The 20,462-nt window shown below is 58.8% G+C and carries 12 protein-coding genes and 1 pseudogene; 8 read left to right on the top strand and 5 right to left on the bottom strand.

Going from position 1 to position 20,462, the window contains the following annotated elements; all coding sequences use genetic code 11:
- Positions 1 to 247: 247 nt before the first annotated feature.
- Positions 248 to 1,255: an ABC transporter permease gene (locus tag M1E17_RS10205; RefSeq protein WP_457967107.1), complete on the bottom strand. Its 1,008-nt coding sequence runs from the start codon at positions 1,253 to 1,255 to the stop codon at positions 248 to 250.
- Between the two features lie 54 nt (positions 1,256 to 1,309).
- Entirely contained in the window at positions 1,310 to 2,989 is a 1,680-nt protein-coding gene (locus M1E17_RS10200) for an ABC transporter substrate-binding protein (protein ID WP_457967105.1), read from the bottom strand.
- A gap of 121 nt (positions 2,990 to 3,110) precedes the next feature.
- Between M1E17_RS10200 and M1E17_RS10195 the strand changes: the two are divergent.
- Positions 3,111 to 3,526: pseudogene (locus M1E17_RS10195) on the top strand (IS110 family transposase); the annotation flags it as partial.
- A gap of 145 nt (positions 3,527 to 3,671) precedes the next feature.
- Here M1E17_RS10195 and M1E17_RS10190 read toward each other — a convergent pair.
- Positions 3,672 to 5,066, bottom strand: coding sequence for an MFS transporter (locus M1E17_RS10190; protein WP_457967103.1), 1,395 nt, complete (start codon positions 5,064 to 5,066; stop codon positions 3,672 to 3,674).
- 402 nt (positions 5,067 to 5,468) lie between these two features.
- On the bottom strand, positions 5,469 to 7,151 hold the full coding sequence (locus M1E17_RS10185; RefSeq protein WP_457967102.1) for a choline dehydrogenase: 1,683 nt from the start codon (positions 7,149 to 7,151) through the stop codon (positions 5,469 to 5,471).
- 348 nt (positions 7,152 to 7,499) lie between these two features.
- On the opposite strand from M1E17_RS10185, the gene M1E17_RS10180 reads away from it, so the two are divergent.
- From M1E17_RS10180 to M1E17_RS10150, 7 genes are all read left to right on the top strand, one after another.
- Complete coding sequence (locus M1E17_RS10180; protein ID WP_457967100.1) at positions 7,500 to 8,948, top strand: aldehyde dehydrogenase family protein; 1,449 nt, start codon at positions 7,500 to 7,502, stop codon at positions 8,946 to 8,948.
- 18 nt (positions 8,949 to 8,966) lie between these two features.
- On the top strand, positions 8,967 to 10,130 hold the full coding sequence (locus M1E17_RS10175; RefSeq protein ID WP_457967098.1) for an alcohol dehydrogenase family protein: 1,164 nt from the start codon (positions 8,967 to 8,969) through the stop codon (positions 10,128 to 10,130).
- A 539-nt stretch (positions 10,131 to 10,669) separates the two neighbouring features.
- On the top strand, positions 10,670 to 12,958 hold the full coding sequence (locus M1E17_RS10170; protein WP_457967096.1) for a molybdopterin-dependent oxidoreductase: 2,289 nt from the start codon (positions 10,670 to 10,672) through the stop codon (positions 12,956 to 12,958).
- Between the two features lie 91 nt (positions 12,959 to 13,049).
- Positions 13,050 to 14,075, top strand: a complete 1,026-nt coding sequence (locus M1E17_RS10165; protein WP_457967094.1) for an alpha/beta hydrolase — start codon at positions 13,050 to 13,052, stop codon at positions 14,073 to 14,075.
- A gap of 285 nt (positions 14,076 to 14,360) precedes the next feature.
- Positions 14,361 to 16,514 carry an amylo-alpha-1,6-glucosidase gene (locus M1E17_RS10160; protein WP_457967093.1) on the top strand — a complete coding sequence of 718 codons (2,154 nt, stop codon included), beginning with the start codon at positions 14,361 to 14,363 and terminating at the stop codon, positions 16,512 to 16,514.
- A gap of 238 nt (positions 16,515 to 16,752) precedes the next feature.
- Positions 16,753 to 17,754 carry an NAD(P)H-dependent flavin oxidoreductase gene (locus M1E17_RS10155; protein ID WP_457967091.1) on the top strand — a complete coding sequence of 334 codons (1,002 nt, stop codon included), beginning with the start codon at positions 16,753 to 16,755 and terminating at the stop codon, positions 17,752 to 17,754.
- 96 nt (positions 17,755 to 17,850) lie between these two features.
- Positions 17,851 to 18,636, top strand: a complete 786-nt coding sequence (locus M1E17_RS10150) for an enoyl-CoA hydratase/isomerase family protein (RefSeq protein WP_457967090.1) — start codon at positions 17,851 to 17,853, stop codon at positions 18,634 to 18,636.
- Positions 18,637 to 19,009: 373 nt separating this feature from the next.
- On the opposite strand, the gene M1E17_RS10145 is transcribed toward M1E17_RS10150, so the two are convergent.
- Positions 19,010 to 20,449: a carboxylesterase family protein gene (locus M1E17_RS10145; RefSeq protein WP_457967088.1), complete on the bottom strand. Its 1,440-nt coding sequence runs from the start codon at positions 20,447 to 20,449 to the stop codon at positions 19,010 to 19,012.
- Between the last annotated feature and the right edge of the window lie 13 nt (positions 20,450 to 20,462).

The raw sequence follows: 20,462 nt of genomic DNA, 5'->3' as shown, positions 1-20,462 counted from the left end.
ACGTCCCGCCCCAGGTGGTCCGTTCCGAACGGGAGACCACTGCTGGGCGGCGAGAGCGGGCGTCCTACAGCAAGCTGATCGTACGCATGTGGAGCCAATGCCGGACCGAGAATGAGCACAAGCAGCACGGCGCTGACAATAGCCAGTCCGCAGCGACCCGACCAGGTGTGGGTGATGGGTCTCAGCGGACGAAACTTACGTGCTGGTTGAAGATGAATAGCTGTCGCTTGAGGTATGGAATCAACACTCATCGGGCTGCCTTCAATCGTGGGTTGAGGTACGTGACGAAGATATCCGCGATAAAACTAAGTGCGATAAATACCGCCCCCAGCAGCACGGTTATGGAGAGAGCGGAATTGGTGTCGCCCTGGTTGATGGCTTGCACCAAGAGGCGTCCCAGCCCTGGGAAACCGAACACGTTCTCAACGATGATGGCTCCTCCCAGCAGGTAAGTCATGACGAGCGCTACGGCATGAACGAGCGGGACGGCCGCGGAGCGGGTCGCATGTCGCCAGACGACTAGCCGCCTGGGCAACCCCCGCAGAACAGCGTTCCTTGTAAAGGGTGCGTTCAATGCTTCCGAGACGGACGCACGTGCTATTCGTGAAACGTAAGGCACGACGCTCAGTCCCAGAGTCAAAGCAGGGAGGACGAAGGCCTGAAGCCAGGCAATACTAAGCTCCCCCGAGACGGCCGAGGAGGCAACAGGCAGCCAGCGAACCTGAACAGCAAGAAGGATCATTAGGCTCAATCCGATAACGAACTCCGGCAGTGCGGCCAGCACTGTCATCACCACGAATGCACCCCGATCAAAGAACCCTCCTTTTCGAGCCATGAACACCCCGAGGAGGATGGCCACGGGAAGGGACCACGCCAGAGATGCCAGGGCGAGCTCTGCCGTGTGGGCGAAAGCAGGAAGTACCAGAGGTTGGATCGGTACCTTTGAGATCAGGGTCGTTCCCCAATCACCCTGAATGTAGTGACCTAGCCAGTCGAAATATCGAACGAGCAAAGGACGGTCAAGTCCATTTGTCGTGATGAACGCTTGCAACTGCTCATCGGTAACGTTGATTCCGAGGGCGTTGCGCGCGATTTGCTCACCTGAACGATTCATTGCTATGAACGCTATGAACGAAATCAGCAAGAGCGTCAGAACCGACATCAGAAGCTGACGGACCAAGGCCCAAACGCGAGCCTTGTTCTTACCGCCATCTACCACCCGGTCGGCTACCGGTTCCGCTGCCACCATAGTCATGTCATTCCATTCTCAGTTGCGAGTCATCGATTATGTGTGCCCCTCCCCGGGTTTTCAGGCCAACCACGTCTTCCTGAAATCGACTGTGTCAATAGTGATGAAGAGACCATTGACTTTGGAAGACCGGGCATAAGCAGCGTCCGAGTAAATAGGTAGCAGAATGCCGTAGGACTTCCGGGCCAGAAGGAAGGCCTCCTGGGTCAACTCGATCTGCCGGCTCTGATCTGTGGTGACGAGAAGCTCATCGACGATCTTGTCCAGCGCTGGATCTGAGAAGTGGCTGTAAGGATAAGGGGCGCTCTTGCGGTAGAAGGCGTCGAAAGCGGACGGGGGGAATATCTGGGGAATATAACTCATGTAAGCAGGGGTGACCATATACCCCTTTGACCAGTACGTGTCCGGCGAGAACTGGTCCAGTGTCACGTTGATCCCGGCGCTCTTGACGGCCTGCTGCCAGGCTTGAGCAGCATCCAACATCCCAGGCACTGAATCAGTCACACTCAACTTGATATCGAGTCCGTCCGGGAAACCCGCCTCGGCCAGCAGCGTCCTCGCCTTGTCAGGGGCGTACTCGGGTTTGAGGGCGGACGGATACCAGGAAGAATTAGGGGGGATGGGCACATCGGCTGCGGTTGTCCCGTGGCCTTGCAGTGCGGTCTCGACCATCTTGTCGCGGTCGGTTGCAAGCTTGATGGCATCGAGCACGCGGGGGTCGCTGAAGGGCGCCACCCGCTGGTCGAACGCGAAGACCCAGGTTCGCTGGTTCTTGAGGGTCTCGAGTACCAGGTCGCTTCGGCCTTGAATCCCCGTCCAGAGTGAGACCGGTATCAAATCGGTGAGATCAGTTGCTCCTGACAGGGCGGCTTGCAGCTTGGCGCCCTGATCCGGCGTAATCGTTGCCTCGATCCCATCCAGGTACGCCGCCTCACCCCAGTATGCGTCGTTTCGGACGGCCTTCCAGCTTGTGCCCGGGTTCCATGATGTTAACTTGAACGGCCCCGTGCCTACCACGTTCGCACCGCTGAAGTCGGTGGCTCCGTCCTTGATTATTTGACTAGTGGGGTTAGCGCCCAGCGTCTGCATCAGGACGCTGTTGGGCTGCTTAAGGGTGAGCACAATAGTCGAGGCATCCGGCGCCGAAACCCCGCCGATGTCGAGGTAGGGCGACAGGTATCCGTTGAGCGAACTCCCGGTCTTTGGATCGAGCCAACGGCTGATGGTGTAGACGACGTCCTTTGACGTGAAGTCGCTACCGTCATGCCACTTGACCCCTTCTCGAAGAGAGATCGTCCACTGTGTGGCACCCGAATTGACTTCCCACGAGGTCGCGAGAGCCGGCTGGGCCACGAAATTGTCGTCGTTGACCACAAGCGGGTCATAAACCGCTTTTAGGACTGTGGATGCATTCCCCGTGAGAGCGGTACCAGGGTCCAGGGTGTCCGAGCTGCCACCGTCACTGATTGACATGCGCAGGGTACCGCCCTTCTGGGGCGCTCCGCCGGACTGCTCGGAACCGGTGCCAGGCGAACTGGTGCAAGCGGACAGCAAAAGTGCGCCGAGGCTGATGCCACCAACCGCCAGCACCTGCCGCCGGGAAGCCTCAAGCTTGAACGTACTGATGGGCCTTGCCGCTGAGGACTGATGAATGTTGTGATCCATGTGGTACACCTCCATATTCGATGCATCGGACAGACCGCCGACGATTGACAAGAACTTATCTGTGAAGGAGCTCACTGTTAATTGTTGATTTTCATAAGACGGAGACCGCCGTTGGTGTATCCCACAAAGCCTGCTGCACCAAGCGACCGCAGCCTGCCCCGGTCAAGCTGTTTAGACAGTTTGCTTATGAAGTTCACGACCAGCTCTCCGCCACCTGGCCTGGATGCATCTGATCCGCACCCTCGCTGCTTGGCGGCCGGACGTGTTAAGCGACCGATGCCGTCATTGACTATCGGGTCGCGACGAAGTCGCTGGCCCCGCCGGACCTTACTGACGAAATAGCGGATCTGGACGAACTCATCAACCCCAGCATCGAAGCCCTTGTACCTCAATGCCTCGAACACGGCAGAATCGGCATCGAAGTCACCGGACAGCTCCTCGTGTCTGCCAATGACAAACCCCGTCTGGATGAAGTTGGAAGCCGCGTTCGCGTTGCTCTGCGACGCTTCACACCTGCCCCCGTCCTCGAGAATGAGGCAGCGGCACTCATTCAATCGCTGCGGCGAACATCAAGCCAACCGCGCCCTGCACCCTGCACTCGCAGTCCACTTGCTACTGCAGAAGTTTGTCTTGGACGGTCAGCGATCCTCAACCGGACAGGAACTACGGCTGGCCGTCCAACTGGGTTGAGGACCTACAAACGCCCGTTTCGGCCATGACCAGAATACGCCGGTGAGCCACGGAATGACCGGTTGCCCTAGCCTATAATGCGACGACGACTGGCGAATGCGTGGATGAGCAACGATATGAATACCGCCGTACAGAGGAGCGCTCCGATCGCGAAGGTCGCTCGGATACCGTCCCCGGTCGCGTGGAAATCAGGTGCCATGTTCGCCGCGAGCACCGCGCCAGAAACGGCGGTGCCGAAGGATGCGCCAACAGATCGTAGGACCTGGTTGAAGCTCACGGAGCTTCCCAATTCCGTCCTGGCCACGCTTCGCGCAATGAGAGCAGGCATTGCAGCGTAGCTGGCCCCCATGCCGACTCCGAAAGTGAGCATCCCCACCAGAATCTCCCAGAGTTCATCGTGTGCAAACCACAGCAACATTCCAGCCCCGGTCATAATGCCGGCACCAATCGGCAGCAGCGTTGTTAGCTTTATTCGGCGTGAGAGCCAGCGGACCAGACGGTTAGCCGCGAAGCTTCCTACGGAGAGCGGCAGCATGACGAATCCAGCCCAGAATACTGGGAGGGCCATGCCATACCTTGTGGATAGGGGAGCTTGTGCAACGAGACTTGAAATTGAGAGGCCGATGTACAGTGCGGCGCCTAACCCGGTTCCAGCGGCGTTGGCGAGCAAGACCTCACCGTGTCGGAAGACTCGTAGGTTGATCAGGGGGTCCCGCAGTCGTAGCCCCGTCCTGACCCAAAAGAACAGAAGGAAAGCAGCCAAAGCAAAGCTGCCCATAGTCCACGGAGACGTCCACCCCCACGTTGGTGCCTCACTAACACTGATCAGGAGTCCACCCAGGCCTAGGCTGAGCAACGCGGCTCCGCAGTAATCGAACGGTAACAGCGCGGCTTGCGTGTCAGGTCCTGCCGGAACCGCAACGAAGACCACCACGATTGCGGAAACCACAAAAAGCACGGCAAACCAGAACGCGATACGAAAATCTGTCAGGCCTGCGATTACCCCCGTCAAGGGGTATCCTAACCCCAGCCCGGTTGCCACGGTCACGGACAAGCTGGAGATAGAAACTTGCACTTTGTCGACAGGAACGTAGCGACGGGCAAGGGAAATGGTGACCGGCACAATCCCGTAGGTCAATCCTTGAAGGGCCCGACCGATGAGGAATACCGTAAAGTTCGGTGCCAAGGCCGCCACCACGGAGCCAATAAGGATAACGGTCAAGGAGACTAGAAGAAGCCGCTTCTTGTGCGGGCCATCACTTAGACGCCCCATTATTGGTGTTGAAATCGCTCCAAACAAAAGGTTGACGGTGAGCATCCACTGCGCGTTGCTGACTGAAACATTCATCTCGCGGGAGATGGCAGGCACTAGCAACATGCCGAGCGAACTCACGATCGACGTCGAAAGCGCTGCATAAATCAGCGCCGGAACCAGGCGGGAGGGCGCAGCCGAGTCAGTCACCGAACAAATCCGATGCCAGTTTTCCCGGGGCAGGTACTCTTGCCTCAATACTCGCCCACTCTCGGAGCGTCGGTATCTCTATGCCGACGCCAGCCAGCCTATCGTGCCCTCTGGCCCACTTCTTGTTCATGAAAAGTCCCTGTCAAGTTGAGAGTTGTTGTTCACCCTGCTCCCCCATGCGGACAGAACACTGGATTCGAACCGGAACTACGGGGACAAGTATGGAGACGGATCCGTCGAATACGAACGTTTAGACGATCAGGGCCTAGTGAACAAAGGCTGAAGGACTCCTATTTGGAGAGAAATTAGCCGCACAGCGGCGACTCGGATCCAAGCCGAGGTTGCACGCGGGACAGACTGCTACGGACGATCCCTAGGCCGCGAGCCGGTTGATTGCTCGTGCTAGAGGCTGAGACCCTCTGCCGCCGCATGCCGGTAGAAGTCGACGTGCTCAGCGGGGAGCGGGTCCTTGTCAAGGATGACGTCGGCAGCCTTCTCGGCGATCATCATGACCGGCGCATAGAGGTTGGCATTCGGAATAGACGGCATCACCGAAGCATCGACAACTCGAAGGCCCTCAACTCCGTGCACCCGGAAGCTGTGGGGATCAACGACGGACTGGTCATCGTTCCCCATCTTGCAGGTCCCGCACGGATGGTAGGTCGTCTCGGCATCCTGGGAGACCCAATCGAGGATCTCCTTGTCCGTCTGGACTTCGGGGCCGGGCGAGAGCTCGCCGCCGTTGAATGCTGCGAAGGCGGGCTGATTCATGAGGGCTCGTGTAGTGCGAACACCGTCAATCCATTCTTGGCGATCACGTTCGGTGGACAGATAATTGAACGTCGCAACGGGTTGTTCGAACGGATCGCTGTTCCGCAACTTGATGTGCCCCTTCGACTGTGGCTGCTGCGGACCGAGATTGATCTGATATGCGTGAGGCGTCGGCGCAGGGGTGCCGTCGTTTCGCACCCCGAGCGTGAGCATGGTGAGCATCAGGTTCGGCATGGTGGCGTCATCGAACGAGCGGATGAAGCCGCCGCCCTCGAAGTGATTCGACGCGCCTGGCCCGGTCCTATTGAACAACCACTTCAGCCCTGTCATCGGATAGGTGTACTTTTTGACGATGCTCTGGTTCGAGACTGGCTGCTTGCACTCGTACATGATGAACGCTTCAAGGTGATCCTGCAGGTTCTCGCCGACGCCAGGCAGATCGGCGACGACGTCGATGCCGTGCTGCCTTAGCTCAGCGGCGTTACCGACACCCGAAAGCTGCAGCAGTTGTGGCGAGTTGTACGCACCGCCGCTCAGAATAACTTCAGCGCCTCGCGCGATGGTTAGACGGCGAAGCCGGGTCGCAAACTCGACGCCGACTGCGCGAGTTCCCTCGAAGACCACCCGCGTTGCTCGAGCGCCCGTGATGACATCGAGGTTCTTCCGCTTCTTCACTGGGGCAAAGTAGGTGCGCGCAGCGTTGTAGCGTTCACCGTTGTCGATGTTTGAATCGAATGAAGAGAAGCCCTCCTGGCGGTAGCCATTCACGTTGTTGACGAGCTCGTAGCCCGACTGCTTGGCCGCTTCAAAGAGCGCACCGAACAACGGGTTTCGCGATCCGTTGTGATGATGCTGGCTAACCGGAATAGGTCCCGATCGACCTCGGTACGCACCGGTTGGATCCGAGCCCTTGAACGTCTCGATCCGCTTAAAATACGGAAGAACGTGAGCGTAGTCCCATTCTTTGGTTCCAGTCTCTTGCGCCCAACGCTCGTAGACGAGTGGATTGGCGCGCTGATAAAACATCCCGTTAATCGAGCTGCTTCCGCCCATGACCCTACCGTGATAGTGGTCAATTCGACGACCCTTAAGCCCTGTCTCCGGCTCCGACTTCGTGCGCCAGTCATAGAAGGGGTGGCCCATGAGGAAGAGGAATGCTGCGGGCACTCGCACGGGGACATCAAGTGAGGAGTATCTGTGACCGGCTTCAAGGACCAATACCCGGTTTTGTGGATCTTCGCTCAAACGGTTCGCGAGGACGCAACCTGCGGAACCTCCCCCAACAATGATGTAGTCATAAGCGTCAAGCTTCATTGTTCGTCCTCACTTGGTAGATGGCGTTGTTCGAACAGCGTCGCTCGAATGAAATCCATGCCTTGCCAATATCCTTCCCCAAGTGGCAGAGCGAGGGGCTAGGGAAGATTACGAAGTAACGGACTGCATCTTGTGACCGATGACAGATCATCATCCGATCGCCATGTTCCCAGACGGAGCGACCCAGGATGCCGATCCAGATGCCGGCACCCGTCTTCAGTTGTGCCAGGGCTCACTTTTATGTGTTCGTTTCAGAAAATCTACGAGGCGGCGTCCATAGCGGCAAGCGATGATTGAGCTTGACAGTGACCCAACCTTGGACGACGACCACTGAGGAGCAACTCGACAATGACTCTGGAAAGCACGGACTTTATGGCCTTTGCGGAAACGTACCTCGCTAGCGAGAACCGTGAAGACGCTTCGAAGGTATTCAACCCGGCGACCGGAGAAGTGATCGCCAGATTCCCGGTAGCCTCTGATTCGGACGTCGATGCGGCCGTGCAGCGAGCCTCGGACGCGTTCAAGACTTGGGGAAGCACTTCCCCAGCCGAGCGCGCGGCCGTTCTGCTCAAAATCGCTGATGCGGTCGAGCAGGAGATCGACGAGTTCGCACGGATCGAGAGCCTGAACGTGGGGCTTCCGATCGGAGATGTGCGCGACTTCGTGGTGCCGACGGTCGTGGATGTTCTTCGATTCTTCGCTGGTGCTGCTCGCATCTCGACGGCGCCCGCCGTCGACGAGTACGACAACGAGAGCACTTCATGGGTTCGGCGGGAGCCGCTCGGTGTCGTCGGACTCATCACGCCTTGGAACTACCCCCTACTGATGGGGGCCTGGAAGATCGCGCCGGCACTTGCAGCTGGCAACACTATGCTGCTCAAGCCGGCGACTGTGACACCGCTGAGTACCCTCAAGCTGGTCGAGATCGCTAACAGCTTCCTTCCTGAAGGCGTGATCAACCTCATCCTGGGTAGCGGATCGGCGGGCACCGCGATGGCCAAGCACCCCGGAATTCGAAAGATCGCGTTCACCGGCGCAACCTCGACCGGCAAATTTGTGGCAGCAACAGCTGCAGAGACCGTCAAGAAGGTGGGCCTCGAGCTGGGCGGCAAGGCACCGGTGCTGGTGTTCGCGGACAGTCCAATTCGCAAGACGGCAAAAGACCTCGTGGCTTTCGGGTATTCGGGCGCTGGCCAGGATTGCACGGCTGCTTGCCGCATCATCGTCGAAGAGTCTGTCTACGAGGAATTCGTCGAGGCGTACTGCAAGGAAGTTAGCGAGCTTGTCCTCGGCGACCCATCCGATCCCGCCACCACGTTGGGGCCGGTGATATCAGAAAAGCAACTGAGGTCCGTTCTCGGGTTTATCGAACGCGCGAGGGAAGCCGGCAACACGATCAAGGTGGGCGGACGACAGGCTGATCGTCCAGGCTGGTTCATCGAACCGACTGTGATCACCGACGTCAAGCAGACGGATGAGATAGTTCAGAGCGAGGTGTTCGGCCCGGTGGTGAGTATCCAGTCGGCACAAAGCGACGATGAAATGCTGCAGCTTGCCAATGACGTCAATTACGGCCTGTCGGCCAGCGTGTGGACGACCAGTCTGGCGCGCACGCTGCGCTTCACCAAAGAACTGCGCTTCGGCACGGTCTGGGTCAACCAGCACACGCCCAATGTGTCGGAGATGCCATTCGGCGGATACGGCGAGTCGGGCTACGGCCGGGAGCTATCGCTGCACGGTCTGGACGAGTACTCCCAGCTGAAGCACGTCATGGTCAAGCCTGGGCTCGATCTTTAGAAGCTGGAGGACTAAGAGATGACAGAGAGATCAGTGGCCACGATTACGAACATTCCCACAATGATGGCTGCGGTCCAGCTGGTTGGCCACGGCGGGCTCGACCAGCTGGTGTACCGGACTGATGTGCCGACCCCTGTTGCGGCGCCGGGAGGAGTGCTGGTCAGGGTTGGTGCGTGCGCGCTCAACAATACCGAGATCAACACGCGCACGGGATGGTACGACCGGGTGGTAGAGGAATCTGTCTCGGAGGAGCTTGGTCGGTCGGGGCGCGACGACGATGCCGGTGCCACTTGGAATAACACGAAAATGTCGTTTCCCCGGGTTCAGGGGGCCTCGGTAGCTGGAACGATCGTGGCAGTTGGGGAAGGAGTGGATGAGAGCCGGATAGGTACCCGAATCGTCGTCGACCCGTCTGTTCGGGATCCGAACCTCCCTCGCCGTGCACAGATTGTCGAATACTTGGGTGGTGACCGAGACGGAGGATTCGCGGAGTATGTGAATGTGCCGTCTGTGAACGCGCATCGGGTGAGCACCCACCTCAGTGACGCTGAGCTCGCCACTTTCCCCTGCTCTTACGACACTGCGGAGGAGATGCTGGCCCGGACGGAGCTGTGCGAGGGCGAGACAGTCGTTGTCACCGGCGCAGCCGGCGGTGTGGGCACGGCGACCATCCAGCTGGCACAGGCTCGCGGCGCCCGCGTTATCGCAATTGCGAGTGCTGGGAAAGAGGCGCGGCTGCGGGAACTCGGCGTCGACGGATTTGTCCCTCGAGACGAGCCGGACCTGGTGGCTGCTGTTGCAAATGTCATCGGTGAACGTGGCGCCGACGTCGTTATCGATGTTGTCGGTGGCAGCATGTTCGAGAGTTTGCTCCTCATGCTTCGGCGTGGAGGTCGATACGCGACAGCAGGAGCCATCGGCGGACCGGTGAGCCGTATCGACCTTCGGGAGCTTATCTATAAGGATCTGGAAATGCACGGGATCACTAACCCGACGCCCGAGACGTTCGCGCGTCTCGTCGGTCTCATAGAAGAGGGAAAGATCAAGCCTCTCGTGGAGGAAGTCTTTCCGCTCTCTGAGCTCGGCAAGGCTCAGGAGACGATGCTGAAGAGAGCCCATATCGGCAAGATTGTCGTCGTACCTGACGGTTCTATGGATTTCGGGTCAAGTACCCAGAACTGAAAACATTTGGAGGCGCTGGCCGGGGAGTTGATGGTCCCGGCCAGCGTTTTCGTTTTCTTGCCGGCATCGGGGACGGTCGTTTCCCGATGCAATGATGGTGATCCGCACAAAACCCAGTCACGCCAGCAGGACGGCTTCAAGCCCCCATCGTGGCCTCTAACAGCGTTGGGTAATGACGACGGCGACGCTAGCTGCCAAGGTGCCCGTCGCCGTCGTCATTAACCTGGGGAACATGAGGATGACTGCCGGCCGATACGGCTGTAAATATCCAGCGTTCCTACGGCGATGGACGCCCGCCGTCACAACGCCCAAGACGAACATACCCACGATTAAGGCCATGAGTCCGGTAGCGAGTGCATCGGAGGTTCCCGCCAGAGCTGGTTTGGAGTTTCCCCGAGCACACGAGCGGGCTGTCGGCTCTACTCCAATGTTCACCACTCGGTTTCCGGACCTAGTCTGTTTATAAAGTGGCCTGGTACGTCTGACGACGTGAACGGGATCCAGATCTTCGTATCGGACACGACGCAAGGGGACCAAGCATGGGCACGCATTTGACACACTGGGGAGCCTTCGAAGCTGAGAGCGACGGAACGTCTCTACAGTCCGTCAAACCATGGTCTGGAGATCCGGACCCCAGAGACATTCTCGATAATGTGGCCTCAGCGCAACATCATCCAACTCGCGTATTGCGCCCGGCCGTTCGTTCAGGATGGCTGGAGCATGGACCGGGGAGTGGATCAGGCCGTGGTTCTGAGCCCTTCGTGGAGGTGTCTTGGGAACGGGCCATAGAGCTGGTAAGTGCGGAACTCAGTCGGGTCTACACGGACTACGGCCCTATGGCTGTATACGGCTGCTCATATGGATGGGCCAGCGCCGGCCGTTTCCATCACACTCAAAGCCAAATCCACAGATTCCTGAACTCCCTCGGCGGATATGTTGCAGGTGTGACGGACTACAGTTACGGGGCCTCCGGCGTCCTGCTTCCGCACGTCATCGCTCCCCCGGTTGAAATTATGGCGAGGGCAACATCCTGGGACGTGGTCAGCCAGAACACGCAGCTGTTCGTTGCATTTGGTGGATTGTCAGAAAAAAACAGTGGAATAGGCCCAGGTGGAATTGGCCGTCACGTCGCCCGCAACGCAATCAAGGACGCGGTTGCGCGCGGCTGCCGCTTCATCGATGTATCACCAATCGCAGATGATACTTATGGGGAGGCCCAGGCCGAGTGGATCGCCCCCGTTCCCGGCAGTGATGCCGCTTTGATGCTGGCATTGGCCTTCGTCCTGGATGCAGAAAACCTCGCTGACTCGCAATTCCTGGACCGCTATTGCGTTGGGGCGAACAAATTCTTGTCCTACGTGCGCGGTGAAGTTGACGGAGCGCCCAAGAACCCCCAATGGGCAGAAAAACTGACATCGATACCTGCTGGACGAATCGTCCGGCTTGCACGCGAGATGGCAGCCTCACGGACGATGATCAACATCAGTTGGTCAATGCAGCGGCAGCAGCATGGCGAGCAACCTGTTTGGCTCGGTGTGACGCTGGCAGCCATGCTCGGCCAGATCGGGCTGCCTGGTGGTGGTTTCCAGCATGGATATGGCTCCTCAGCAGACGTCGGGTTGCCCTTGCGAGTCTCGAGCGCGCCCTCCTTTCCCCAAGGTCGAAACCAAGAACCGTCCTATATCCCGGTAGCTCGGATCTCGGACATGCTGCTCGACCCGGGTAGCCAGATCGACTTCAATGGCAATCGTTTGACTCTGCCAAAAATCGAGCTGATCTATTGGGCCGGGGGCAACCCCTTCCATCATCACCAAGACCTTGCCAAATTCCGTAAAGCATGGTCAAAACCCGCAACCGTTATCGTCAATGAGCAGTTCTGGACGAGTACCGCACGGCACGCCGATATAGTTCTGCCTGCAACCATGACGTTTGAGCGAAACGACTATGGGGCCGGCCGTAACGACCCTACGTTCTTTCCCATGCACGCTCTAACGGCACCCGCTGGAGAAGCACGCGACGATTTCGATATCTTCGCCGCTGTGGCGGAAAAGATGGGACGGGGTGATGTTTTCACCGAAAACCGGGACACTATGGGCTGGCTTCGCCATCTGTACGACGGGTGGCAAAAGAGGCTCGCTGACAAGGGAACTGTCGTCGTGGATTTCGACACATTCTGGGCGAGCGAGAAAATCGAGATCCCGGTGATAGAGCCGGATCAGGTTCTTTTTTCCGAATTCCGGCGCGATCCAATCGGGAATCCCCTCGCCACCCCTAGCGGCAAGATTGAGATTTTCTCCTCGACGATCGAAAGTTTCGGCTACCCTGATTGCCCCGGTCATCCCGTTTGGATTGAGCCCGACGAATGGCTTGGATCAGCTGGCGATTACCCGTTGCACCTGATAGCGAATCAACCTAAGACCAAGCTACACAGCCAACTGGACATAGGGACCACCAGTCAAAAATCCAAAATAGAGGGACGCGAACCCCTTCGAATGAATCCTGAAGATGCCGCTGCCCGGGGACTTTCGGACGGACAGGTTGTCCTGGTTCGAAACAACCGTGGAAGGTGCCTGGCCGGCCTGGTCATTTCCGCTGCCATACGTCCGCGAGTTGTACAGCTTTCAGCAGGGGCCTGGTACGACCCCGCACCCGATGATCCATCGTTCTGCCGCCACGGCAATCCGAATGTGCTGACATCCGACAGGCCGTCCTCAAGTCTTTCCCAGGCCACTACTGCCCAGCACGCGCTCGTGGAGGTCGAAGCATGGTCAGGCGATATTCCTGAGCTGGATGTGCTCACACCGCCCGTTCTGGTGCCGGACCACTAAGATGCTGGCCCATTGCTTTTGGCTATGCGCGCGGTTCATTCCTGCACTCGATTACTCGTACCGCATTCGGCGCGTAGAAACGGATTAGTCAATGTCAGTTCAGCACTCTGCCGTCGGCCCCCTCCCTCCCTATGATCCAGAAATTGCGCGGTTCATGGCCAGCTTTCCAGCCTATGAAGACCAACAGGCTGCGCTCGAGGCGATGATTCAACAGAGGGAATGCGTTCTAGGTGAGGATCAGATTACTCGTAATGGGACGTTCACCGTTCGCGCGAAGGTCATACAGGGCCAGCAGGGACGCTCAGTGACCATGCATATCATAGGTCCGGCACACCAACCGGCACGTGGTGCCATCGTTTGGTTGCATAGCGGCGGGATGGTTTCCGGGGCGGCTCTCTCACTGGATCTTCCCCAAGTTTTGGACATCGCTGAAGACCAGTCCTTGCTAGTCGTTGCAGTGGAATACGCCCGGGCACCCGAGCATCCCGCCCCAGCCGGGATGCTGGATTCCCTTGATGCCTTTTATTGGGTCGCAGCTCATGCAGACGAGCTTAACTTTCCACGGAACGCCCTGTTCCTGCATGGACTCAGCGGTGGTGCCGGTCTGGCCGCTGCAGTGGCGTTTGAAGCGCGCGCGGCCGCCCTGGACTATGCCGGCTTGGTCATCGACGGGGCCATGATTGACGATCGGATGCGCTCGCTCTCCTATCAACAACTGGACAGCAGTTCTGAAGCCCTCGCCAGCATGTACCGCGTGATGTGGAACGCCGTCCTGGGAAAGGCCTCCCCCTCGATATTTGCGGATTATCCGCACCTCGCTGTTGGCCGACTGGTCGACCAAGATTTCTCCGGCTTCCCACCCGTATTTCTCATGTGCGGCGCCAGTGATGCCTTCCGGGACGACACAACGGCTTTGGCCCAGGCAATCTGGCGTTCCGGTGGCACAGCAGACCTGCACCAATGGGCGGGCACGATACATGGTTCCGACTTGATGGTGCCCGAAGCCCACGTCTCCAAGGAATCAGCAGCCGTCCGGAGAGGGTGGTACGACAGGAGAATGACGAGAATCGAACAAGACGCGAAACAGTCGCAGGACGAGAAAGTTCAGGCCATCTGAGCGGCTCGTGCCCTCCTTAATCCGCCCAACTTACTCGCTTCCTATTCGAACACGTAGCGGGCACTGAACCGAGGATCGCTGACCAGGAGAGAGAAGTCCCGACCGCGTCGTTCTTGGTTCTTCGCCCGATGAACGCGAACTCTGGGACAAGCTCTTTTTTTGATGCGGCCTCCATGCTCTGGCCTATATGCACAGGCGAGAGTAGCGTCCATTTCGAGGAAATGTTCACGTGAGCGTGTAGCGCATCGGTGGCTAAACAGCGCTAGCTCTACTCGGAGGGCTGGAATGTCCGGTTGGAATGTTGATAACGCTGCGGGCCCTCTAGGGGCAGGCACGGTTACCCTGGTTGAGGGTTCGTCTTTCTGTATCTCCTTGGCGAATGGTGATATCCATCCTAAGCATCCGCATGGTCTTTTTGTCCAAGACACTCGTATCCTGTCGCACTGGAGCTTATCCGTTAACGGCCAGGTGGTAGAAGAGTTGGGGGCTGAAACGAAGGAGCCGTACCGCGCGCTATTTGCGGGACGTGTCCCCAGCCTTAATGGGCATGCCGATAGCCCCCTTATTGTGGAGCGGCTGCGTGAAGTGGGGTCCGGAATCCACGAGCAGATAACGGTTCGGAACTACTCGCCGGTGAGTGCGGAGTGCCTGGTTTCGCTGAGGGTTGCGGCTGATTTCGCTGATCTTTTCGAAGTGAAGGAGGCGCGACCCAAAAGGCGTTGGGACGAAACCCGCCAGAACCGGGGCGATGAGCTGGTTATTCAAGCCACCTGGCAAGATGTCCGTAAGGGCGTTGTTATTCGTGCCCCCGGAGCACAGGTCTCGCCCGAAACCCTGACATATAGGGTGACCATCCCACCGCACGGCCGGTGGAGCACAACCCTGACGGTGATGCCCGAAACCCAGGGCGGCAGTCGTCCACGGTCTTTCGTCCACACCGACGGCGAACTCTCGCCCAGCGACCTTCGCCGACAACAGTGGGTGGCCAAGATTCCGATCCTGCAGATGGGGAACCGGTCAATTGAACGGACCATGCGGCGTAGTTATGACGACCTGGGTGCACTCAGGATCGAAGATCCTAACCACCCGGATCGGGTTGTCGTGGCCGCCGGCGCGCCGTGGTTCATGACCCTTTTTGGCCGGGACTCATTATGGGCTTCGGAGATGTCGCTTCCAATTGATCCCTCCCTAGCACTGGGGACGCTGCAAACGCTCGCCGACCGCCAGGGCCGCGCAGTGGATCCAATTAGTGAAGAAGAACCCGGCAAGATTTTGCACGAGGTCAGGTTGGATGTCTCAAGCGCACTGGCGCTGGGAGGAAAGGCCACCTACTACGGCAGCGTTGATGCGACCCCTTTGTTCGTCATGGTTCTCGGATCGGTTAGCCGTTGGGGCTTCGCCGCGGACACCATTGCTGCTCTGCTGCCTCACGCAGACCGCGCGCTGGAATGGGTTCAGAAATACGGGGACAAAGACGGCGACGGTTTCGTCGAATATGAGCGACTGAACAATCGGGGGTTGATCAACCAAGGCTGGAAGGATTCCTGGGACGGTATTAATTTCGCAGATGGAAGTATGCCCGAGCCACCGATAGCCCTGTGTGAGGTCCAGGCGTATGTCTACGGAGCCTACGCGGCCCGCGCCTGGATGGCTTATGACGCCGGAGACGATGCCCTGGGGAACGAGTATGCCGATCTTATGGTGCAGTTAAAGAAGCGCTTCAACGAGGAATTCTGGATGCCGGAACGTGGCTATTACGCCGTGGCCTTGGACGGCAAGAAGCGCCAGGTCGACGCTTGCGCTTCGAACATGGGTCACTGCCTATGGCTCGGACTTGTGGATGAGGACAAGGCGCCGTCGGTGGTGAAGCACCTCATGTCCCCCGAAATGTTCAGCGGATGGGGCGTCCGAACCTTGGCCACGGACATGGGCGCCTATAACCCCGCCAGCTATCACAACGGTTCCGTATGGCCCCACGACAACGCCATCATTGCAGCCGGACTCCTGCGATACGGGTTTGTGGACGAGGCGCAACGGATCTCGACCGCCCTGCTGGAGGCCGCCGAGTTTTCCGGTGGCCGCCTCCCTGAGTTGTTTTGCGGTTTCAGCCGGGATCAATTCGCCGTGCCCCTTCCGTACCCGACGGCATGTTCACCCCAGGCCTGGGCATCAACAACGCCCATACTTCTGGTGACAGGCCTGATGCGATACGACGCACACGTTTCCCAAGGCGGCGTGTGGATGGACCCAGTCCTTCCCGCGTCTTTTGGCGACGTCCACATCACGAACGCACCCATGGCCGGCGGACGGATCACCATCGACATCTCAAACTCCGTCCCATCCGTCGATGGGTTGCCCAAACATTTGACTTTCCATCGGGGGCACAGGCCATGGATCACGGAGCTGGTAGACCAAGCCGATCGACGCCGAAAGGGCTAACACTGACGCGGCAACAAGCCAGATCTTCACTGACATTGGGTGCAGGTTGCGTGACACGAGCAAACTCCACAGGGCCCTGGCCCAATTAGGGGCCGCCTACGCCATTTTTCAATTAAGAATCTGCAGAAACTTACTTTGTGATACACAACTATGTTAGTGTTGCGCCATAGTTATTTTTCGGTATGTGGGACCTGAAACCGCCGACCAAGTCTCCAAGACTAAGAAGCAGAGGCACAACATGTCATTGGATCCAACACAACGTAACTCGCTCGTTCTGCCAGTTGTGTGCGCACCCATGGCAGGGGTGTCCGGGCCCGACTTGGTCCGCGAAGCGTGCAAATCGGGAATCATGGGCGTTTTGCCCCGACACAACGCCGCAGACCTTGCACAATTCGGGGACTGGCTCCGCCAGATCCGCCGCGACCTTGACGAGCATCACGAGTTGTATCCGTCCGCCATCATCGGTCCCCTTGCAGTAAATTTTTCTCGTCGCAGGACCGCTGATGAAATGAAAGAAGACCTTGATCTCTGCGCCCGGTACGGTGTGGACGTTATCGTGAGTGCGATGGGCGATCCGACCGAACTCACCCGAGTTGTCCAGGGATGGGGCGGCAAGGTCTTTCACGATGTCACGAGTATGCGTTTCGCTGAGAAGGCGATCTCCGCCGGCGTCGACGGTCTGACTTGCATCGTCGGCGGAGGAGGTGGCCACTCGGGGCTACTCAGCCCATTCGTCTTTATTCCGCAGGTGCGGAGTATGTTCGATGGCACAGTTCTCTTGGCCGGGACCATTTCAACCGGCGCCGCGATCAGGTCAGCAGAGATACTTGGGGCCGATCTTGCGTATCTGGGAACTCGGTTCATTGCGACGAAAGAGGCGAATGTTGCCCCCGCCTATCGGCGGATGCTTGTGGAGGCGAGATCGACTGATCTGATCTACACGAGCAGCGTAACTGCCGTTCCGGCCAATTGGTTGAGGCCCTCGCTCAGCTCAATTGGCTTAGATCCTGAAGATCTTCCGGTCTCATCCGGCCGCGGCAATTATGATCATCTGCCGCCCAAGACTCGACCATGGCGTGACATCTGGAGTGCCGGCCAAGGTATCGACCTCATCGACGATGTTCCTTCAGTATCGGACTTGGTTCAACGCCTACGTATTGAGTACCGCGCTGCTTGCCAAATTCCCGAATTTAGCCCGTTCCACGAGAACTCTGATTGCAGCGATGCTGTTGACGCCTAGCAATTTGGAAGTTGTGACGGGGCGACAAACCCACGCCGGCTTGCACCACCACCCGAACCTCGTGGTAGAGCGCCGCTCGTTTCTGGGAGTGCTTACATGACAGAGCTCAGGATTGATCGCCCAGCACCGGGGGTGCTCCGCTGTCGGCTGGACGGACCGGACACTTTGAACGCGCTTGATGATCCAGTCAAGCGTGCCTTGGTGGAGCAGATTGTCCGGTCAGGAGCTGAACCTGAGGTGCGGGTGCTGATGTTGACAGGTGCTGGCCGCGCGTTTTGTTCCGGTGGCGATATTCAAAGCATGGGGCAACGCACTCCGGCTGAGATGAACCAAGTGCTGACCTACGGCCGCCAGATTACCGAAGGCCTGTACAACCTCCAGAAGCCGGTCGTGGCCGCCGTGAACGGCATTGCTTCGGGGGCTGGTTTCAACCTTGCCCTTGCCTGTGACCTCATCTTGGCCACTCCGCAGGCCTGGTTCCAACAGTCTTTCGTGAAAATGGGTCTCATGCCGGACATGGGGGGAACATATTTTCTCGCCCAATCCATCGGCCTACACCGCGCCAAGGAGGCGGTGCTAAACATGCGCAGGTTCTCGGCGCATGAAGGCAAACAGCTGGGTTTCGTTGCCGAGGTTCTGGAGGGCGAGTCTTTTGACGACCAAGCCGTGGCGTACTGTGCTGCGCTTTCCCGACGAGCCCCTCTGGCCCTCGGACTGACAAAGTTCCTTACCAACCGCTCTGTGGACGGCACCCTCCGAGATGCACTGGACCGTGAGGGCCTTGCGCAGGGAGTCCTGGCTGCAACTGCGGACCACAAACGTGCCGTTGCCGCTTTTCATAGCAAAGAAGACCTTGACGCCATCGAGTTCACCGGTAATTGAATCAACACGCTGATCCCCGTCTTTACGACAAATAGCACGAGCTGTCCTCGACCGTCCCGAAATAACGGATCCACTCAACAGCCCGAAGCTGTCCAGTTCAGGTTCAGGGCGTGAACGCTTCAGCAAAGAGGCCCTTCCGATACCCCTCCTCCATCTTCTGGATCAGAGGCGGTAAAGCAACCGCTGGATTCCCGTAATACAAGCGATGCATATCCCCTGCGGGGGCCGCCCTAATACTGAAGGGTGCCGAAGGCTGAACATGAACTGCCCACCTCGCGGAACAGTCTCATTCATGCTGTCGTGGGCACTTCTGTGAAGCGCCGCGCGGTGACATCCAGGACTCATCCTAAAGATCCGAAACCGTTGGCCGTGGCTACGGGCGATCGATGTCCCTGAAGATCTCGAGCACGTTCTTGGCGTGGGTGGTGGCGTCGTAGGGCATGTTGCCGAGGCCCTTCGTGGTGGGTGTGACGGTCACGGGTTCCCACATTTGGTCAGTTTTGCCCGATGCAAGGGCGAGGACAGCGTCCCGAACGAAGGTGTCGCGGAGTACCTGCTCGTCGCTGGCGCCAGGTCGCATTTGGCCAACGATGCCGTACATCTCCGTGCCGTGAACGGCATGCGCACCTTCCACAGGGCCGACGGAGAGCAGATGTGCGCTCCCTCCAGCCGCGGCGTGCACGAGCGCACCACGGACCTGAGGCAGGGTGAAGGAGAAGTCTGTGAGCAATGCGCCGCGGGCCTCGACCGGGGTGCGCCTTTCGACGTCGTACGCAGCTATGATTTTATGCGCGCGGCTGCGTTGGATGCGGTTCCGGGTGGCGAACTCCTCGACGAGGTCGCCGATGCTGCCGGGATCGAACTCGTGCGTCTTGTGCTGGACCCACCAATCGGTCTCGTGAGTGGTGCTGCTGAACAATATGTCGACGTCTCGGTGGCGTCCGGACTCGAGGGCTCTCAGGGGATGATCGGCGATGACGCCGCCGGGCTGAGTGCGGTCATCGACGATTGCGATGACGTTGTTGTCGATGCCGTGCCTTGCACCAGGGTCTGACAGTTGCGTTTTGCTCATCGTCTCGGCGAGCAGCTTCGCGTCCACGTCCAGCAACTGTTCGGGATCGTCCTGAATTCCCAGCTCGGTGAGGACTTTCAGCGCGCGCTCTTCCGCTCCCCAGGCCGGCACCAGGCGTGATGGCATGCCCGAGAACGCGGCGATGTGGTGGTAGAGGCCGTCGGCTGATGGCGCGGCAAGAAGGCCAAGGGCGGAGAAGGCGCCGGCACTGTGGCCGGTGACGGTGACGTTCTCCGGGTTTCCGCCGAATCGGGCGATGTTCTCCCGCACCCATCGCAGCGCGGTGATGATGTCCTGCAGGCCAAGGTTGGTTGCCTCCTCGAGTGCACCGCCATATTGGGAGAGGGAGAGCCAGCCGAACGGACCGAGCCGGTAGTTGATCGAGACGCCGATTGCTCGACCGGTGGCGGCGAGGCCTGACGCGTTCGAGGTGGTCTGGGTGTTCGCGCCAAGCTCCCACCCGCCACCGAAGATGTAGACGACCACGGGGAGTGGCTCGTCACCAGCATCCTCGGGTGTCCAGACGTTGAGGTTCAGGCAGTCCTCACTGAACCCGTTGTTGGCTTCGAGCCAGCTGGTGTCGCCGGCTTGAAGCGGTGCGGGTCCTTTCTGGTCGTAGGGCAGATCGGGGTTGAAGGGCAGCAGGGTGGGTCGGCGGAACCGTTCGGCGCTGGCGTACCGGATGCCCAGCCAAGAGCGAACTGCGTTTTCATTCGTAGAGGTGCTGCTGGTGTCGGTCATGGGCGAGTCCTTT

Source organism: Arthrobacter sp. D1-29 (assembly GCF_054130585.1).
Note: the sequence above shows the minus strand (reverse complement) of the source record. Positions and strands in the feature narration are given on the sequence as shown.